The 15,085-nt window shown below is 58.7% G+C and carries 14 protein-coding genes; 7 read left to right on the forward strand and 7 right to left on the reverse strand.

From position 1 onward, the window contains the following. Positions 1 to 9 precede the first annotated feature (9 nt). Both HNQ64_RS13165 and HNQ64_RS13170 read left to right on the forward strand, forming a co-directional pair. Positions 10 to 558, forward strand: a complete 549-nt coding sequence (locus tag HNQ64_RS13165) for an MOSC domain-containing protein (RefSeq protein ID WP_184209317.1) — start codon at positions 10 to 12, stop codon at positions 556 to 558. A gap of 127 nt (positions 559 to 685) precedes the next feature. Continuing rightward, the gene (locus HNQ64_RS13170) at positions 686 to 1,573 is read left to right on the forward strand and encodes a polyphosphate kinase 2 family protein (RefSeq protein WP_184209319.1); all 888 of its coding nucleotides are present in this window, start codon (positions 686 to 688) and stop codon (positions 1,571 to 1,573) included. 330 nt (positions 1,574 to 1,903) lie between these two features. On the opposite strand, the gene rph is transcribed toward HNQ64_RS13170, so the two are convergent. Beyond that, a complete protein-coding gene (gene rph / locus HNQ64_RS13175; RefSeq protein ID WP_184209321.1) occupies positions 1,904 to 2,689 on the reverse strand; it encodes a ribonuclease PH in 786 nt (261 codons plus the stop codon). A 48-nt stretch (positions 2,690 to 2,737) separates the two neighbouring features. Beyond that, positions 2,738 to 3,553, reverse strand: a complete 816-nt coding sequence (locus tag HNQ64_RS13180; RefSeq protein WP_184209323.1) for a hypothetical protein — start codon at positions 3,551 to 3,553, stop codon at positions 2,738 to 2,740. A 150-nt stretch (positions 3,554 to 3,703) separates the two neighbouring features. Between HNQ64_RS13180 and HNQ64_RS13185 the strand changes: the two genes are divergently transcribed. Then, entirely contained in the window at positions 3,704 to 4,633 is a 930-nt protein-coding gene (locus tag HNQ64_RS13185; RefSeq protein ID WP_184209325.1) for an amidohydrolase family protein, read from the forward strand. A gap of 625 nt (positions 4,634 to 5,258) precedes the next feature. Here HNQ64_RS13185 and HNQ64_RS13190 read toward each other — a convergent pair. From HNQ64_RS13190 to HNQ64_RS13210, 5 genes are all read right to left on the reverse strand, one after another. Further along, the gene (locus HNQ64_RS13190) at positions 5,259 to 5,690 is read right to left on the reverse strand and encodes a hypothetical protein (protein WP_184209327.1); all 432 of its coding nucleotides are present in this window, start codon (positions 5,688 to 5,690) and stop codon (positions 5,259 to 5,261) included. A gap of 19 nt (positions 5,691 to 5,709) precedes the next feature. Then, entirely contained in the window at positions 5,710 to 7,449 is a 1,740-nt protein-coding gene (locus HNQ64_RS13195; RefSeq protein ID WP_184209329.1) for an ABC transporter ATP-binding protein, read from the reverse strand. Positions 7,450 to 7,514: 65 nt separating this feature from the next. Further along, positions 7,515 to 8,396, reverse strand: a complete 882-nt coding sequence (locus tag HNQ64_RS13200) for a hypothetical protein (RefSeq protein WP_184209330.1) — start codon at positions 8,394 to 8,396, stop codon at positions 7,515 to 7,517. Between the two features lie 168 nt (positions 8,397 to 8,564). Next, positions 8,565 to 9,155 carry a hypothetical protein gene (locus HNQ64_RS13205; RefSeq protein WP_184209332.1) on the reverse strand — a complete coding sequence of 197 codons (591 nt, stop codon included), beginning with the start codon at positions 9,153 to 9,155 and terminating at the stop codon, positions 8,565 to 8,567. Positions 9,156 to 9,179: 24 nt separating this feature from the next. Beyond that, complete coding sequence (locus tag HNQ64_RS13210; RefSeq protein WP_184209334.1) at positions 9,180 to 10,220, reverse strand: aldo/keto reductase; 1,041 nt, start codon at positions 10,218 to 10,220, stop codon at positions 9,180 to 9,182. Between the two features lie 110 nt (positions 10,221 to 10,330). Here HNQ64_RS13210 and HNQ64_RS13215 point away from each other — a divergent pair, with 110 nt between their 5' ends. The 4 genes from HNQ64_RS13215 to HNQ64_RS13230 all read left to right on the forward strand — a co-directional run bounded on the left by HNQ64_RS13215 (position 10,331) and on the right by HNQ64_RS13230 (position 14,671). Further along, a complete protein-coding gene (locus HNQ64_RS13215) occupies positions 10,331 to 11,935 on the forward strand; it encodes a porin (RefSeq protein ID WP_184209336.1) in 1,605 nt (534 codons plus the stop codon). Between the two features lie 111 nt (positions 11,936 to 12,046). Further along, complete coding sequence (locus HNQ64_RS13220; RefSeq protein WP_184209338.1) at positions 12,047 to 12,853, forward strand: MlaE family ABC transporter permease; 807 nt, start codon at positions 12,047 to 12,049, stop codon at positions 12,851 to 12,853. Beyond that, positions 12,853 to 13,632, forward strand: a complete 780-nt coding sequence (locus HNQ64_RS13225; RefSeq protein WP_184209340.1) for an ABC transporter ATP-binding protein — start codon at positions 12,853 to 12,855, stop codon at positions 13,630 to 13,632. The genes HNQ64_RS13220 and HNQ64_RS13225 overlap by 1 nt, the downstream gene beginning before the upstream one ends. Before the next feature lie 7 nt (positions 13,633 to 13,639). Continuing rightward, the gene (locus tag HNQ64_RS13230; protein ID WP_184209342.1) at positions 13,640 to 14,671 is read left to right on the forward strand and encodes an MlaD family protein; all 1,032 of its coding nucleotides are present in this window, start codon (positions 13,640 to 13,642) and stop codon (positions 14,669 to 14,671) included. Positions 14,672 to 15,085 lie beyond the last annotated feature (414 nt).

Genomic DNA, 15,085 nt, shown 5'->3' on the forward strand with positions numbered 1-15,085 from the left:
CTGCGCGTTATGGAAACCAACGATCCCCCTTTGCCCCTGCCGCTGGAAGATGTGGTGCTCGCAAACGTGCCCGTCTGGGAGGCGGAGCTGCTGCACATCTACATTTCACCGGGGCATGACTACTGGGGCAAGCAGGGGGAAGGGCGGTTGCAGCATGGCATTCAGCAGGTGAGCCAGGTGGAGTGCATCGCGGGCCGGGGGCTACGGGGTGATCGTTACAGTGAGCGGCGCATCGGCCACAAGGGGCAGGTGACGTTTTTTGATGCGCAGGTGGTTGAGGACATTCGCAGCCGCTTTCGCCTGCCTAAGCTGCCCGCTTCCGTCTTCCGGCGGAATTTGATCGTCCGGGGGCCGAGATTGCAAGATTGGTTAGGCCGGCGATTTCTGTTTCAAGGCATCGTCTTTGAAGGTGTGCAAGAGTGCCAGCCCTGCCACTGGATGGACCGGGTAGTGGCCGCTGGGGCGGAGGAGTTTTTAGCGTCTGACTTTCGCGGTGGTTTGAGGGCGAAGGTGCTCACGCCAGGCATCCTGCGTGTTACGGAAGAGCTGCCAGGCTGAGATGAAGCCCTCATCCAGAGAAGGGCTGGGCATCCACAAAAAGCGGCCATTCTTGCCAAACTAACCCTGTTCATGGCCAGCCCTTCCTGCTAATGCTACGTCTGCTGTCTCATCTCCCTCAGACCTCATGAAACTCAAACTGGACCTTCACGACTTTCGCGTGCCCGATGGCAAACCTTTCCGCATCGCTAAGGCGAAGACGAAGGTGAAGGATCTCTACACGGACAGCGCCCACTACGAGACCCTCATCTCCCAATTCCGTGAGGAGATCGATGATCTGCAACAGAAGATGTATGCGCAGGATCGCCAGGGGCTGCTGCTGATCTTTCAGGCCATGGATGCGGCGGGGAAAGACAGTACCATCAAGCACGTGATGAGTGGCGTGAACACGCAAGGTGTGGAGGTGCACAGCTTCAAGCGCCCCACCAGTGCGGAGCTAGATCACGACTTTCTCTGGCGCACTTCTCGCGTTTTGCCACAGCGTGGCCGCATCGGCATCTTTAACCGCAGTTATTATGAAGAGGTTCTCTGCTGCCGCGTGCATCCTGAGATCGTCACCGATATCCAAAGACTGCCGGAGAAGACCACGAAGAATTTGGACAAGCTGTTTGCCGATCGCCTCAAAGACATCCGTAACCTGGAGGTTTACTGCCACCGCAATGGCATCCGCATCGTGAAATTCTTCCTCAATGTTTCCAAGGAAGAGCAAAAGAAACGCTTTCTGGCCCGCATTGACACGCCCAGCAAAAATTGGAAATTCGAGGAAGGCGATGTCAAAGAGCGCGGCTTTTGGAAAGAGTACATGCACGCTTATGAAGACGCCATCCGCCACACTGGCACAGAAGACTGCCCCTGGTATGTCGTCCCGGCGGATGATAAGAAAAACATGCGCCTCATCGTCAGCGCCGCCATCTTGCATGAGATGCAGGGCATGAAGCTCAAGTACCCTGAGCTGCCTCCAGAACAAAAGGCTCAGTTGGCCGTGGCGAAGAAACTGCTTTTAGAAGAAAAGTAAGTTAGGGGTAGATGGAGGACGTCCTAGCTGAAGGCCAAACCACCACTCACTCGCTCTTTCATCCCGAGCTTCCAAAAGCGCGTTCCCTCTCCCCGCTTGCGGGGATGAGGCCCAGTTGAGGGGTGGTCGCAGCACGCAGAACCTCGTTTGCAAAAGGGTGCCCTCTTCCCTCAAACGACACCGCTGTCATCCAGCCCCGACAGCCCTGCGACAGCCTCTCACTCCTCGCCCTACTCCCCGCAAGCGGGGAGAGGGGGGACGTCTTTTAGCCTTCGTTCGCTGAAGACCCTTTAGCCTTGTTCACCGCACGTGCGCAGCTTCCAAAACAGATCACTTTTTCCCAAAGAAGGCTGCCAGCTTTTGCAGGTCCTTCGGCTCTGCGGGTTTCATGGCGCTTTCGATGGCCTCCTGCTGGAGGGCGCAGAGTTCCGTGATGCCTTTGCGGCCCACGGCCAGCATGGAGTCCAGTTCAGCTTGGCTGAAGGTGGCTTCTTCACCGCTGCCCTGGATTTCGACAAAGTCGCCCTTGTCCGTCAGCACCAGGTTGCAGTCCACATCGGCATCGCGGTCTTCCACGTAGCAGAGGTCCAGCAGGGTCTCGCCTTTCAGTACGCCCACGCTGATGGCGGCCACCTTTTTGGTCATCGGTTGCAGGGTGATCTTGCCTTTTTCCAGCAGGCGATTGAAGGCGATGGAGGCAGCGATGCAGGCCCCGGTGATGGAGGCGGTGCGGGTGCCGCCGTCTGCCTGCAGCACGTCGCAGTCAATGCAGAGCGTGCGCTGGCCCAGCTTCTTGAGGTCCACCACGGCGCGCAGACTGCGGCCGATGAGGCGCTGGATTTCGATGCTGCGGCCATCGGGGCGGCCCTTGCTGCTGTCGCGGTCTTTGCGATCCAGCGTGGAGTAGGGGAGCATGGAGTACTCCGCCGTCAGCCAGCCGCCTTGGACATTCTGCACCTTCATCCAGCGGGGCACTTCCTCCTGAATGGTGGCTGCGCAAATGACGCGCGTGTTGCCAAAAGCAATCAGCACGGAGGCCGTGGCGTGGGGGGCCACATCCAGGATGTATTCAATGGGGCGAAGTTGGTCGTAGGTGCGTCCGTCGGGTCTAGGCATCGCACGCCTTAACGTCATCAAGTCGCACGGTCAAGGCAGTCGTCAGCTTCAGACGCGGATCATGTCCTTCACCACCTGAAACCACAGGTAAAAGCAGCCACGCCAGGAATAGCGGAACACGCCCTCACCCGCAGGCTCGATGACGCCGATGGTGATGTTGTGGTCAATCTGCGCGGACATGTCGCGCTCGATGTAGGTAGAAAGCTCGTCCGTATCCAGATCCACCAGTTGATCCTGTACTTCGTGCTTGGTTAGAAAGGCCTGATGCGCGGCCACCAACGTCTCCATGGAGTCCGCATACACCTGGCGATTCACCAGTTGCTGCGGGGAGAACTGCATGGTCGGGGCAAAGGGGTAGTTGGTCGTCGTGTAGGTCACCCCGGCGCGTGTGCGGGAGGTGAGGCTGACGTAGGAGAAGGCAAATTCACCCTGCTGGGCGAGGGCGATGGAGGCCTGGGTGCGCTTTTCCGCCTGATAAAACAGGCGCATGAAGTGATCGGTCTCGCTCCATTTCCAGCCAGTGTCGCCGGCTTCTTTAAACCCTGCCGCCTCCGTCTCGCGGCTGAGTTCTTCCAGATCGGGGAAAACCTCGCGGGACGGGGGGAAGCGATGTTTGACCTCGCTATGGATGGGAAAGCGCAATTGACGCACGCGGCCGACGATCTCTAACCACGGCAGCATGAACCACAGAGCGATGCCGAACGCTCCTGCCGCGTGGCTGTCTGTGAGGAAATAACCGCCCAGGTAAGACGCCCCCAGATAGGCCAGCCAACCGAGCTTTTGCAGGAAGCGATTGTCAAAAGTACGGCAGGCAATCGCGAACACGACGGTCGCGGCCAAATAGAGGAATTGCTGAAGAGCCATTTAAAACGAATACGGCCACCGAAGGGGGGTGCCGCTTGTCTCCTATGTATAAACTGACGCCGGAAGGGAGGCAACCATTCAAATCTACCCCCAGGCCCGGCGGGTTTTTTGTCTTTTCAGCCATGATTGGGCCCGCCCATACTGGCGGAAATGCAGCGCCGCCACTTCCTGAAAACCGCCGCTCTCAGCCCCCTGCTGCCCCCATGGGCCGGTGCGCAGAGCCCCGCCGCAGTGCGGGTGATAGATACCCACACCCATTTTTATGATCCCACCCGCCCTGGCGGCGTTCCTTGGCCGAAGGCCGGTACCCCCCTCCACCGCAAGGTGATGCCGGCAGACTGGCAGGCCCTGGCAAATCCCCTTGGCATCAAAGAGACCGTCATCGTCGAGGCCAGCCCCCTGGTGGAGGATAACCAGTGGATCCTGGACCTGGCAGCCCAGGAAAAATGCATCGTCGGGTTCGTCGGCAATCTGGACCCCAATGACGCCCACTTTGACTCTCATGTGAAACGTTTTGCGGGGAATCCCCTGTTTCGCGGCGTGCGCTGGCGGGGAGATCTGGTGAAGCTGGATGCGAACCTGGACCGCGTGAAAGCGGGAGCGCAGCGGCTGGCGATGGAGGATCTTTCACTCGACCTCAATGGTCCCGCCAGTGCCCTACCTCAGGCGGCCCAACTCGCTGCCGAGGTGCCCACACTGCGCATCGTCATCAATCACCTCGGCGGTTCCGGCGACCCTCAATCGCTCAAGCCCGAGTGGAAAGAAAACATCCGCCTCCTGGCCCAGCGGCCAAATGTGGTCATGAAAGTCTCCGCCCTGGTGGAGCAAGTGCCCGGCAAAGAAGGCCAGGCCCCGCGTGAGCTGGACTACTACCTGCCCGTGCTGGATCACTTGTGGGAATGCTTCGGCCCAGATCGCCTCCTCTACGGTAGCAACTGGCCCGTCTCAGATCGCGGGGGTTCGTATGAAACCGTCTTCCGCCTGGTGGCCGAGTTTTTCCGCAGCAAAGGCCGTGAGGCGGAAGAGAAATACTTCTGGCGAAACTCTCTGGCTGCTTACCGCTGGATCGAACGAGGGTAATGCCATCGTTGGTTGAGAGCGGGTTGGTTCTTCAGACGGGAACATTTGAGCCTGCATTTGCTCTCGCATCGCCAGCTTCCAACAGCACGGTCCCTCGCCCCCAATAATTGGGGGTGCGAAGCCGCGAAACGAAATGACAGGTGAGGGGTGCGCAGCATGCATAAAGTCCGTCGGTAAAGGGTGCCCTTTTCTCCAAAACGAGACCTCTGTACTCCATCCCCGAGACCATTCGACCGCCCCTCACCCCAGCCCTGCTCCCCGCAAGCGGGGCGAGGGAGGATGTCTTTTCGCCTTCGTACACAAAAAACTAAACCACCTTCCTTTGTTCTGAATCAACCCTCGTTCGCCCCCACAATTCCGAGCTTGCAAAAGACCTTCCCTCTCCCCCAGGAACTGGGGGAGAGGCCCAGGTGAGGGGGTAGTCGCAGCACGCAGAATCCCGTTCGCAAATGGGCACCCTCTTCCCTTCAACGACACCTTGTACTCCTCCCCGAGACCACTCGATAGCTCCTCACCCCAGCCCCTGTTCGCTTCGTCGGCTTCGCATCCTCGCTAGCGGGGAGAGGAGGCTGTGGTTAGGCCTTTGTTATCAAGATCCATCACCCTTCTAGATGGTGGATTATGATTATTTGTTAGGCCATGGGTGAAGGACAATCGCTTTTACTGGACTGCCATCCCCTGGATCAAAAAGCCATCGGGTGGTGCTGCCGCTCTGCTCATACTCCAAAGTCGGATCCCAACCGAGTGACAGCCGTAAGCGATAGCCTTTTGGAGCGGAAATATAACTCCAGAGTTCAAAATTCTCTTTATCCTTGGTCGCTGCTGAATGCATGAACCCAACAAGGTCACTTTTTTCTTTTGGATAATGACTGTGCGTGTTTCGATAACGCTCAAGAGCTTCCACCAGAGGTAAGGCAGAACCAGCCTGAACAGTCAGCCACGGGTCTTCATCTACGGCCGGGTAGTGAGAGGAAATGCCACCTATCACTCCCCGCCCGCAGGAGCAGGTCAGCAAGAGAATGGCAGCCAGCAGCAGACCCTGAACAAAAGACTTCATCGACTTGAAGGCTAATTTATCATAGCAGCGCCAGACTGGCCAGTTCGCGATAGTAGGGGCAGCTCAAAAGCAGATCCTCATGGCGGCCATGGGCCAGCACTTCTCCCTGACGCATCACGTAGATCACATCCGCACTGATAACGGTGCTGAGGCGATGGGCGATGACGAGGCAGGTGCGGTCCTGGCGGAGGGTCTCGAGGGCTTGCTGGATGAGTTGCTCCGACTTTGTATCCACAGCGCTGGTGGCTTCGTCCAGCAGGAGGATGGGGGCATCTTTGAGAAAGGCGCGCGCCATGGCGATGCGTTGCCGCTCTCCCCCGCTCAGCATGACGCCACGTTCACCCACCTGCGCATCCAGTCCCTCAGGGTGACGACTAACAAACTCTTCCGCACAGGCTAGATTGAGCGCCTGCCACATCTCAGCATCGTCCGCTGCGTGTTTGCCCAGGCGCAGGTTTTCCCGGATGGTCCCGGCGAAGAGAAACGCATCTTGAGTGACGTAGGCAATGGCATCTCGCAGAGAGACGCGGCTGTAATCAGCAATCGGAGAGCCATCCAGAGTGATGCTGCCTGACTGCGGATCATAAAACCGGGTGAGCAATTGAAACAGGGTGGACTTACCGGACCCCGTCGCGCCCACAATGGCAACGGTCTGCCGGGGTTGGACGGTGAGGTTCAGACCATGCACCACCGGCTTGTCCGGCTGATAACCGAAGGTCACTTGGCGGAATTCGATGGCTCCTTTTGCCTGCGCGAGCGTGCGACCTTTTTCCAAATCTTCTTCGCCTTCCTGATCCAGGATTTTAAAGACACGCTCTGCACTAGCCAGGCCGGTGACGATGGTTTGATTCACGCCATGCAGGCGGGCGATGGGCTCAAAGAAGAAGCCTAACAAAAAGATGAATTTGAAAAGCTCACCCGTGGTCAGGTTGCCCTGAATGGCTCCATAGGCCCCGACGCCTAGCAGCAAGACGAGACCCAGACTGCCGAAGAAACCCATGAGCGGACTGTACACAGCCCAGGCGGTCATGAGCTTTTGCTGGGCCTCGCGCAGGCCATGGCTGGCATTGTTAAAGTCTTCCTGCTTGGTATCTTCGGCCGTGTAGCTTTTGATCTGGCGGATGCCGGTGATGGTGTCATGCAGCAGGGAATTCATGTGGCTGCTGGCCTCGCGTGCCAGTTTGGCCCGGGGGGCGATCCAGCGCGCGAACAGCCAGCCCCCGGCCGCGATGAAGGGCGTGGGCACCATGACAATGAGGGCGAAGGTGCTGTTGGTATAAAACATCACAACCGCACTGATGAGGATCTGCAAGATGGAGGTGACCCCTTGCTCGATGCCTTCCAGGATCACGCGCTGAGTTGCGGGCACGTCATCCGCCATGCGGGTGAGGATGTCCCCGGTGCTCTGGCAGTCAAACCAGCTCAAGGGCAGGCGGGCGATCTTGTGATGAAGCTGCCCGCGCAGGTCAAAGATCATGCGCTGCTCAAAGACGCTATTGAGACGAGTGCGGACGTAAAAAAGAAACTCTCGCAGAAAGAAAGCGCCCACCGCCAGGCCACCCGCCCGCCAGATGCCGGGGATGTCTTTGTTCGGGATGATGTCATCCACAAACCACTGCACCACACCGGGGAAGACAATGATCAAAGACGTGCCAATGATGGCCAGGACAAACTGCACCGCCGCCATGCGCCAATGGGCCCTGGCAAAGACGAGCAAACGACTGGCCGTGGTGCGTAAAGAAGTGGGTTTTTCGGACATGGGGGGCGAGGGCGAAAACTCTGACGTGAGGGCCCCGTCAATTGATCAGATTAACTGCGGTTTTTTTATCGCCGCTGATACACGATGCTGTCCATGGCCTCCTCCAGCGCCAAGCCCTTCAGGAAAGGCTCTAGCTCCGGGTTGCTGGCCGTCTTGACTACCTGGGGCAGTTGCATGAGGCCTGCAAAGTCCTGCCGCGAGATGGCCTGCCGCACTTTTTCATCCCGGCCCAGAGCCGCCATTTCGGGGTGATTCAGCGCCTGCGCTGTTTGGGGGCCCTTCGCCGCGATCTGCTGCCACACGCGCCCATCGGGCCACAGGATGAGCAGCCGCGCCAGATTGGCCGTGGCACGGAAATCATAAGGGTCCAGCTTTTCCACCAACTTACCCACGGAGGTGTGGTCCACCTTCTGCGCCAGTTGCTCCACCCAGGCCCCGAAGTCGCTTTTTTCGCCCTTGCCCTGTTGCTGAATGGAGGCGTTTTCCAGCCCGTACACACTGCCTACCAGGCGCAGCACCATCGTGCTGAGCCACACCATGACTCCCGAGGGCAGCAGGCTCAGCAGCCCTGCCTTCCAGCCGGTGATGCTGCCTAAAAAGGCCAGCAGACCAAAACCAGCCACCACATTGATGACGGCCCGCGCGAGGAAAAAGGTGAGCATGGCGGCCGCGCCCGACATCATGAGCAGCGTGTCTGTGCTCATGTTCGCCCCATAAGCGCCGAAGACCTCCGCGCGATGGCGGAAGATGTACAGACCTGCCAGCACAGAGAGACCCAGGCTCAGCATGGTGAGGATCTGCGAAACGATGCCGCGTGCAAAGGCCAGCCCTGCTAGGAAGGCCACCAGGGCCATGCCGCCCGCCGTCATGCTGCTGCCTGAAAAAGTGCTTTTCACACTTTCCAAGGCACCGCTCATGTCGGGCAGGCTGATGGCGAGTTCTTGCATGGATGGAATCTCACGCATCAAAAGGGTAGGCACGCCCGGCTGCAAGCCGTTTGTCGGATATACTCCCAAGGGGCGCAGCTCTGTACAGTATTCATCACTCTCCGAGTGATGCGTCCGCCCCCTTTCTTCGCGAGTCGCCCTCAAGAAACCGCACTCGGAGAGTGCAGACTACCGTGCAGACCTTCCCGGCGCTTTCTCTTGAAACAGGCTCTTCGGATTCAGTGCCTCGCCTTTGAGAAAGTTGCCGTCGTAATGACGATGCAGGTCATCCGCCGTCCACATTTGGCGGTCGGGCCCGGCGCTGCGGATGTCCACCTTATCTCGCGCCAGCGCATGGAAATAGAGGGGAGTTTCCCAGCGGTCAATGAGCTGACCCTGGGCATTGAAGGCACGGTGGGAGTCTGAGAGAAAACGTAACTGGGTGCGGTTCTTGCCGCGCAGCGCGGCGGCGAATTCTTCATTGGCTCCCATGCGGAAAGGTGAGTCGCCTTTGATCAGCAGCAGCAGATTGCTCAACGTGTGGGCCAGGGCCTCCAGATCTTCCTGAGGGCGTGTGGTGGGCAGCGCGTAGTTTTTCAGGATGGCATCGCCGGGTAGCTCCAGAGGTGGATGCATCTGGGGTGTGCTTCCCGCGTGCACTTCTGGCTTTGCCAACGAAGCGGGCGGTGGGGGCGGAGAGCTGGATCTCCGCCACATCAGCAGCGCGACCCCGAGCAGCACACCCAGGCCCAGGAAGAAGAAAAGGCGGGGCCGGGGCATGAGCTTGGGGGAAAAGTCGCTTGTTTACAGTCTCCGCAGTCCGTCTTCCGTCATCGGATTGGGGATCTCCACTTCGAGTTCATCAATGAGGCGCAGAGTCTCCGCATCCAAGATGAGATCCATGGCGTCTAGGCTTTCCTGAAGTTGAGCTACGGTGGTGGCTCCGATGATGGTGGAGGCGACAAAATTGTGCTGGCGGCTCCAGGCCACGGATAGGGCAGTGACGGTGGTGCCGATGTCAGCGGCGATTTTCCCCAGCCGTTCCGCCGTCGCCAGGCTGCGTTCATTGACGAAACGCCGGGCCATGCGCTGCTGGCGCTCGCCGCCATTGACGAGGTAGTCACTGAAGCGTGCCCCCGTGGGTAGGGCCCCGCCATTGTATTTGCCTGTGAGCACGCCCCCTCCCAGCGGGGAGTAGGGCAGCAGGCTCACGCCTTCCATCCGGCAGACTTGGGCCAGTTCGTTCTGGCAGCGGCGATTGATCAGGGAGAAGTTGTTTTGGACGGTGTCAAACCGGGCCAAATTGTTTTTCTCAGAGGCCCAAAGGTTCTTCATCAGGCCCCAGCTTGTCTCATTGCTGCAGCCGATCGCGCGCACTTTCCCCTGCTTTACGAGCTCGGTCAGGGCTTCCAGGGTGTCTTCCTGGCGCATGCCGTGGTCAGGCCAGTGCGTCTGGTAAAGATCAATGTAATCTGTCTGGAGCCGGCGCAGGCTGTCCTCGCAGGCTTGGAAAATCTGTCGCCGATCCAGCGCTGTGAATCCGCCCCGGATGGGTGGGCGGAACCAGCCATGACCCGGCCCTGTGACCTTGGTAGCCACGATGACCTCGCCGCGCGTTTTGGTTTTCAGCCAGCGGCCCACGATCTGTTCGGTGATGCCGAAACGCTCGGCGCTAGGTGGGACGGGATACATTTCAGCCGCGTCAAAGAAGTCGATCCCAGCCTCGTAAGCTGTATCCATGATGGCAAAAGAGGTCTTTTCATCTGCCTGGAGGCCGAAAGTCATGGTCCCCATGCAGATGTCTGTCACCACAATGCCGCTGCGTCCGAGTCGTCTGCGTTCCATGCTGGAAACTAGGAGGAAGAGGCCCGGGGAGCAACCGGCAGCCGCGTTTTTCCGCCTCTGTGACAGGAAAATGTCACAAAAGGGCCTTTGTGACGGGTTATGTGACAAACATGTCACACGCTGAAGCTACCCATACTGCGGCTGTTGGTGCTTATGTGACGCACATGTCACTGCGAAACCGCACTCACACCTCCCTCCTGTCAAAGCTGTCACAGAGCCTCCGCGTTCTGGGCGTGGCCCTCACCTTTGGCAGCCTTTGCCTGCCACCTCAGGCCATGGCAGACAATGCCGCCCTAATGAAACTCTTTGAGATCATGAAGGCCAAAGGTTCCATCACGCAGGAAGAGTATGACCAGCTCGTCGCTGTGGCCCAAGCCGAAGATGCTAAACCTGCCCCTGCTCCCGCCCCGGTACCAGCCGCAGCCCCTGCCTTGCCATCGAATGCGCGCCTGGAGCAGATGGAAGAGCGCATCGCCCAGACTGAGGCGGAAATGAAAGAGCTGGACGCCCACATTGCCGAAAGCAAAAAGTCCCTGGCCGAGCTGGACAAACTTTCCAGCGAGACGCCGAAGGACCTCATGGAAAAGATGCTGGACGGCAAGTGGTATGAAAACCTCAGCTTCCGTGGTTACGCCCAGTTTCGCTACACCGCCCTCTATGGGGACAATGCAGAAGGCCTGAATGTGCCGAATGATCGCTCCGTCAGCGATACGGAGTCCTTCCTCATCCGCCGTGGCCGCCTCATCCTCAGCGGCGATGTCTCAGATCACCTCTACATCTATGCGCAGAGTGACTACGCGGGCTCCACGGGCACCGGTGACTTCGCCCTCCAGATGCGTGACCTTTACGCGGACATCGCGCTGGATGCGGACAAAGAATTTCGTTTCCGCGTCGGTCAGTCGAAGGTGCCTTTCGGCTTTGTGAACCTTCAGTCCAGCCAAAACCGCGCCCCGATGGAGCGTCCGGATGCTCTGAACTCGGCTGTCGAGGGTGAGCGTGACATTGGTGCCTACTTCTACTGGGCGCCGAAAGAGAAGCGTAAACTCTTTAGCAAACTCGTCAAAGAAGGCCTCAAAGGCTCCGGCGACTACGGTGTCTTCGGCATCGGTGCTTACAACGGCCAGGGGCTGAACCGTGGCGACCTCAACGGCCAGCCTCATTATGTGGCCCGCTTCGCTTACCCCGTGGAATTCAAAAGCGGGCAGATCATGGAATTCGGCCTGCAAGGCTACACCGGCAGCTTCGTCAGCCGCACGTCCAACATTGCTGGAGTGGGCACCCCCAGCTCTCCTGAGCATGGCAATAAGGACGAGCGCATGGCCCTCACCTACGTGCTGTATCCGCAGCCCTTCGGGATCGAAGCGGAATGGGCTTGGGGCCGTGGCCCGCAGCTTAGCAATGACATGACCACCATCGAAACTGCTTCCCTCCAGGGTGGTTACGTGCAGGCCAATTACCGCATCAAGGATGGCACCGCCACTTGGTTCCCTTTCGTCCGTTACAACCACTATGAAGGCGGTCGTAAATTCGGCACCAACTCTCCTTGGGACCATGTTTCCGAAGTGGATGTAGGCCTGGAGTGGTCCCCGAACAAAGACATCGAGCTGACCCTCATGTACACCCACACCTTCCAGCGCACGAACACCTCCGCAGCTCCCTACGACGAAGTGGAAAATGCCGACCGTCTCGGCCTCCAGCTTCAGTGGAACTTCTGAGTTTGAAGGATCACGTGTGATGAAGGCGGCGGCTCTCCTTCATCACTTACTCGCTTGTGTGACGGTGTCATGGGTTGCCTTTGCCCCGCAGCGTGCCATCGTAACCGCCTGATGGATGCACTGTTCGGATTCCTGGCCTTGCCTGGGCGCTCTTTCTTAAACTTCCTGGCTTACCTGGGACAGTTAGGCGCGCTGGTGGGTGAGCTATGGGAGTCACTGACAAAAGGCACCCTGCGCCTGCGTCTCATGGCCGAGCAGATGGTGATGATCGGTTATGGCTCCCAGGCGGTGGTTTTGGTCACGGGTGCCTTCACGGGCGCGGTCTTCACGGCGCAGTCGTATTTTAAATTCAAAGACTTCGGCATTGAGTCCACCGTCGGCGGCATCGTCAGCGTCTCCCTTTGCCGAGAGCTCGGCCCCGTGCTGGCGGGTCTCATGGTCACGGGCCGCGTGGGGGCCTCCATGGCGGCAGAAATCGGCACCTTGAAGGTGAGTGAGCAGATTGACGCCCTTCGCGTCATGGGTGCGCACCCGGTGGACTACCTGGTGCTGCCACGTTTCCTGGCCATGCTCATTTCCATGCCACTGCTCATCGCTGAGTGCATCGTCTTTGGCCTCGGGGCCTCGGTCATCGTGGGAACGGGCGTTTTTGGCATCCCCTTTGCGTGGTTCTGGGAGCATGTGCGGGACCACACGAACCTTGAGGACCTCAGTTTTGGCATGGTGAAGGGGTTTGTCTTCGGGATCCTCATCGTCATCATCTCCTGTCACCAGGGATTGATCGCCTCCAACGGAGCGGTGGGCGTGGGCTTGGGCACCACGCGGGCAGTGGTCTTTTCCTCCCTGGCTTTGCTGGTGGCGAATTTCTTCCTCACCCTGCTGCTGAACTACTTTTTCCCCCTGGGGACTGCCCTGTGATGAACGAGCCCGCCCCCCCAGCCGCGAATCCAGACGTGCCTTTCATCCGCATCACCGGCTTGAAAAAAAGCTTTGGAGAGCAAAAGACGCTGCAAGGCGTGGACCTCACCATCCACCATGGCGAAACGCTGGTGCTCATCGGCCCTAGCGGCGAGGGTAAAAGCGTGCTGCTGAAGCACATCATCGGCCTCCTGCATCCCGATGAAGGCCGCGTGGAACTGGATGGTGTGGACCTGTGCAGTCTGAATGAACGGCAGTTGGTCAAGTTCCGCCGCCGCATGGGCTACCTGTTTCAAAACGCCGCCCTTTTCGACAGCCTCACTGTGGCTCAAAACGTGGCTTTTCCGCTGAAGGAGGCCGGTGTCACCAATCAGGCGGACATTGACCAGCAAGTGCATGAGGCCCTGGAATTGGTCGAGCTGGCGGAGCACAAGGACAAAATGCCCATCAATCTCTCCGGCGGCATGCGCAAGCGTGTGGGCATCGCCCGCGCCATCATCTGCCGCCCGGAATGTGTGCTGTATGACGAGCCCACCGCAGGGCTGGACCCCATTGTCACAGACGTGATTGATCAGATGATCATCCGCCTGCAAAAGCGCTTTCGCGTCACCAGCATCGTCATCACCCATGACATGGGCAGCGTGTTCAAGATCGCCGACCGAGTGGCCATGCTGAAAAACGGCGTGGTCTCCTTTCTCGGCACGCGGGATGAGCTGCGCACTTCGACAAATCCCGACATCCAAAATTTCATCGCTGGCCGCTCCGGCCTCTGTGCCTAAGACCCGTATGACTAAAGATCGCAAAACAGAAATCCTCGTGGGCCTGTTTCTCCTCGTGGGCCTGCTGATGCTGGGCGGCATCATCCTGGAATTTGGCAGCCTGCGCACCCTCTTTCGCGACACTTACCAGTTGAAGGTGGCGTTTCCAAACGCCTCCGGCATCAAGGAAGGCTCCCCTGTTTTCCTCGGGGGCTCGAAGGTGGGCAAGGTGGTGAAGCACCCCGAACTCAATGAGACCTTCACGGGTGTCATCATGACGCTGGAGATCTTCGATGTCGTGGATATCCCCGTGGATGCCACCTTTGGAATTGGCTCGAAAGGCCTCATGGGAGATGCCTTGGTGGAGATCAAACCCAGCGGCCTCCTTTCGGACAAATTTCTGCCGCATGACTATGACAAAATCATCGAAGGCAGCAAATCTGGCGGTCTCTCTGATCTCCAAGGCCAGGCTGAAGTGGTGGCTAAGAAGGTGGACCTCGTCCTCGACGACGTGCGCACAGCCCTCGTGGATGTGAAAGCCGCCATGGAAAAGGTGAACAAAGGTGCCCTCTCAGACAGCACCATCACCGACTTCAAAGAGAGCATGGAGCACCTGAATAACACCATGACTCGCGTGGATGAAAAGGTGCTGGGCGACGAAAACGCCAACAATCTCAAGGCTGCCATTGCCGATATCAAGGACGCCGCTGCCAGCTTCAAAGTCTCCGCCAAAAATGTCGAGGCCAGCACTCAGAAGCTCGGCCCCATGATTGACAAGCTGGACCCTGTCATCGCCAAGGCAGATACCGCCATGGCCACGGCGGATGCCTCGTTGAAATCCATCAAAACCGCTGCGGACAGCTTCTCCGTCGCCGCCCGCAACATCACCTCCGGCAAAGGCCTCCTGGGAGCTCTGATGAATGACGCGGAGTTGAAGTCTGAATTCAAAGACCTCATCACCAATCTCAAGCGCAACGGCGTGATCTTTTACCGCAACAGCGCTGATAAAGAACGCACCCGCGAAGAACCTTCCAAACCCACCTCTCCCTTCCGGCGCTGAGGTTCCGTCCTACGCAGAGTGGAGAATCTTCGGTCTAGCACCCCTCGCACCGCATGCAGGGAACTGGGCTGGGGGGGCTGGCGACTGATCTCGAGGGTCGGAGTCTAGGAGCGTCGTCTTCGAGAAAAAGGGCACCCTTTTGCGAACGAGGTTCAGCGTGCTGCGACCACCCCCTCACCTGGGCCTCGTCCCCCAATTCTTGGGGGAGAGGGAACGTGTCTTGGAAGCTCTGGATGAGAGAGCGAACGGGGGGTTTAAGAACGAATGATCATCGTATGGTCTTCAGCACATGGAGTTCAAAAGACGCCCTCCCTCGCCCCGCTTGCGGGGAGTAGGGCCCGGGGTGAGGGGCTGTCGAGAGGTCTCGCGGATGGAGTGCAGAGGTGTCGTTTGGGGAAAAGGGCACCCTTTGTG

The sequence above is a fragment of the Prosthecobacter dejongeii genome (assembly GCF_014203045.1).
Lineage (GTDB): Bacteria > Verrucomicrobiota > Verrucomicrobiia > Verrucomicrobiales > Verrucomicrobiaceae > Prosthecobacter > Prosthecobacter dejongeii.

Coding starts and splice junctions, on each gene's coding strand:
- HNQ64_RS13165 (WP_184209317.1), top strand. CDS start 10: ATGGAAACCAACGATCCCCCTTTGCCCCTGCCGCTGGAAGATGTGGTG.
- HNQ64_RS13170 (WP_184209319.1), top strand. CDS start 686: ATGAAACTCAAACTGGACCTTCACGACTTTCGCGTGCCCGATGGCAAA.
- rph (WP_184209321.1), bottom strand. CDS start 2,689: ATGCCTAGACCCGACGGACGCACCTACGACCAACTTCGCCCCATTGAA.
- HNQ64_RS13180 (WP_184209323.1), bottom strand. CDS start 3,553: ATGGCTCTTCAGCAATTCCTCTATTTGGCCGCGACCGTCGTGTTCGCG.
- HNQ64_RS13185 (WP_184209325.1), top strand. CDS start 3,704: ATGCAGCGCCGCCACTTCCTGAAAACCGCCGCTCTCAGCCCCCTGCTG.
- HNQ64_RS13190 (WP_184209327.1), bottom strand. CDS start 5,690: ATGAAGTCTTTTGTTCAGGGTCTGCTGCTGGCTGCCATTCTCTTGCTG.
- HNQ64_RS13195 (WP_184209329.1), bottom strand. CDS start 7,449: ATGTCCGAAAAACCCACTTCTTTACGCACCACGGCCAGTCGTTTGCTC.
- HNQ64_RS13200 (WP_184209330.1), bottom strand. CDS start 8,396: ATGCAAGAACTCGCCATCAGCCTGCCCGACATGAGCGGTGCCTTGGAA.
- HNQ64_RS13205 (WP_184209332.1), bottom strand. CDS start 9,155: ATGCCCCGGCCCCGCCTTTTCTTCTTCCTGGGCCTGGGTGTGCTGCTC.
- HNQ64_RS13210 (WP_184209334.1), bottom strand. CDS start 10,220: ATGGAACGCAGACGACTCGGACGCAGCGGCATTGTGGTGACAGACATC.
- HNQ64_RS13215 (WP_184209336.1), top strand. CDS start 10,331: ATGTCACACGCTGAAGCTACCCATACTGCGGCTGTTGGTGCTTATGTG.
- HNQ64_RS13220 (WP_184209338.1), top strand. CDS start 12,047: ATGGATGCACTGTTCGGATTCCTGGCCTTGCCTGGGCGCTCTTTCTTA.
- HNQ64_RS13225 (WP_184209340.1), top strand. CDS start 12,853: ATGAACGAGCCCGCCCCCCCAGCCGCGAATCCAGACGTGCCTTTCATC.
- HNQ64_RS13230 (WP_184209342.1), top strand. CDS start 13,640: ATGACTAAAGATCGCAAAACAGAAATCCTCGTGGGCCTGTTTCTCCTC.